At 33.9% G+C, this 2,050-nt stretch carries 3 protein-coding genes; 2 read left to right on the top strand and 1 reads right to left on the bottom strand.

Annotation, left to right across the window (positions count from 1 at the left end):
* Positions 1-765 (bottom strand): autotransporter assembly complex protein TamA (locus BZK14_RS02405; RefSeq protein WP_281249052.1); only part of this gene is annotated, 765 nt, incomplete at its 3' end.
* A gap of 125 nt (positions 766-890) precedes the next feature.
* Here BZK14_RS02405 and BZK14_RS02400 point away from each other — a divergent pair.
* Together BZK14_RS02400 and BZK14_RS13450 are read left to right on the top strand one after the other, a co-directional pair.
* On the top strand, positions 891-1,667 hold the full coding sequence (locus tag BZK14_RS02400) for an ABC transporter ATP-binding protein (protein WP_077925006.1): 777 nt from the start codon (positions 891-893) through the stop codon (positions 1,665-1,667).
* Positions 1,668-1,705: 38 nt separating this feature from the next.
* Positions 1,706-2,050: prepilin-type N-terminal cleavage/methylation domain-containing protein (locus tag BZK14_RS13450; RefSeq protein WP_143691283.1), on the top strand; the 345-nt coding region annotated here is incomplete at its 3' end.

Here is a 2,050-nt window from a genome sequence, read left to right as displayed (position 1 = left end):
CACGGTGATGTCTAATGGCACACGCTTAGCTTGATGATCTACGGTCGGTGCAATGATAACTTCTTCAAAATAATCAGAAGCATCTAAATCTTCTTGCAGCTCAAGGGTTCGTGTATCTGAAAACTCTGTACTTTCATTAATATTCAAATAACGGCGCAATAACTTTTCAGAAAAATAATCACTGTGAAATGTTACCTCTCCAAACCTATAACGATCCCCTGTATCCATAGCCAAATGCACTAGGCTTTTATAAGTATCTAAATCAACAATAATCTCGTGCATGGGGAATGTGACATCGAAGTATCCCAATGAAAGCGCTCTATTGTATAAGGTAGTTTTCATCTTTTCATAGCTCACCTGATTTAAAGGTGCTTCTAAGCGTAATTCACTATCCTTAATAATTGTTTTAAAAATTCTCTTACGATTCCCTTCACCATCAATTTCAAAAATTAAATCATTAATTTTAATTGGGTCATTTGGATTGATTTTATAAGTAGCAATCCAAGTATCACCCTCTTTTTTTAAACTTGTTTCAATTTTTGGTCGATAAAATCCATAGGGCTCTAAAGCCATAGCAATTTCCTCAGGAGCTTGGCTGTTCAGCCATTCAACCCTTAAAGGAGCGGGTGCCTCTCTATTTTGAAATTCATAAATGCTTAAAGCATTTTGCACATTAGTTAATGCAGTTTTATGCTCTTTTAACCCTTCAATCTTAACGGTTAACTTGTCAGCATAAGCAAAGTTAGAGGCAAATAATAATGTCAAACAGGAAAGGTAAAGTTTCATCCTACCAATAGCGTTATAATAAAAGAGGAGTAATTATAACAAAGTCATGAGTTTTATTTGTTATAATCACGCATTAATTTTTATATTGAAAGATTTTGGGTATTATGAGTCAAACAAACAATGCACTTGTATTAGATGTACAAGATTTACATAAATCATTTGGTGATTTGAAAATATTAAAAGGCATATCACTGTCTCTATACAAAGGCGAAGTTATCTCGTTATTAGGTTCATCAGGTTCAGGTAAGAGCACTTTCTTACGCTGCTTAAATCTTTTAGAAACCCCAGACTCAGGCAAAATATTTTTAAATCATGAAGAACTTGCATTAAAAAAAGGGCCAAAAGGCTTAATTGCCAAAAATCAAAAGCAATTACAAAAATATCGTAGCAAGGTAGGCATGGTTTTCCAAAGTTTTAATCTTTGGGCCCATATGACAGTTTTAGAAAATGTCATTGAAGCACCTATTCATGTACTTGGCATTCCTAAAAAAGAAGCCATCGAAACTGCTGAAAAACTCTTAGATAAAGTAGGCTTATTAAATAAAAAAGATGCTTTTCCTAATAGCCTGTCAGGTGGACAACAACAGCGTGTCGCCATTGCTAGAACTTTAGCAATGAATCCTGAAGTCATCTTATTTGATGAACCAACATCAGCTTTAGATCCAGAATTAGTACAAGAAGTTTTAAAAGTTATTCAAGCATTAGCTAAAGAAGGTATGACTATGATCATAGTCACACATGAAATGGATTTTGCGCGCAATGTTTCTGATAAAATATTATTCTTTCATCAGGGTATTATTGAAGAAAGTGGTACACCTGATGAAATTTTCACAAACCCAAAATCTGAACGTTTTAAACAATTCATCAATCATATAAAATAAATCGCGCTAATTCACATAACGTATAAGGAACGATCAAAATGAAAAAAAACAAAGGTTTTACCCTTATAGAATTAATGATAACTGTTGCCATCATAGCTATTATTGCTATGTTTGCTTTACCCAGCTATCAAAATGCACAAAGAAAAGCGCGAATTGCAGATGCTGTCGCACAAATGACAGAGTTACAATCACAAATTGAAAAAGCTCGTTTAGTGGGAAGAGTCCCGTACAATAAAATCGAACTACATGCAACTAAATCAGGTTCAGAAGGTGAAGGCGATGGTAGAAAAGTCTATGTTCGACACAATGGTGAAATTAGGTATAACAACCAACTGATTTACAAAGTGGTTTATACACCCAATAACAATCGATATACATTAAAT

This window comes from Wohlfahrtiimonas larvae (assembly GCF_002006755.1).
In the GTDB taxonomy this organism is placed as follows: domain Bacteria; phylum Pseudomonadota; class Gammaproteobacteria; order Cardiobacteriales; family Wohlfahrtiimonadaceae; genus Wohlfahrtiimonas; species Wohlfahrtiimonas larvae.
This window is presented reverse-complemented; position numbering and strand designations above follow the sequence as displayed.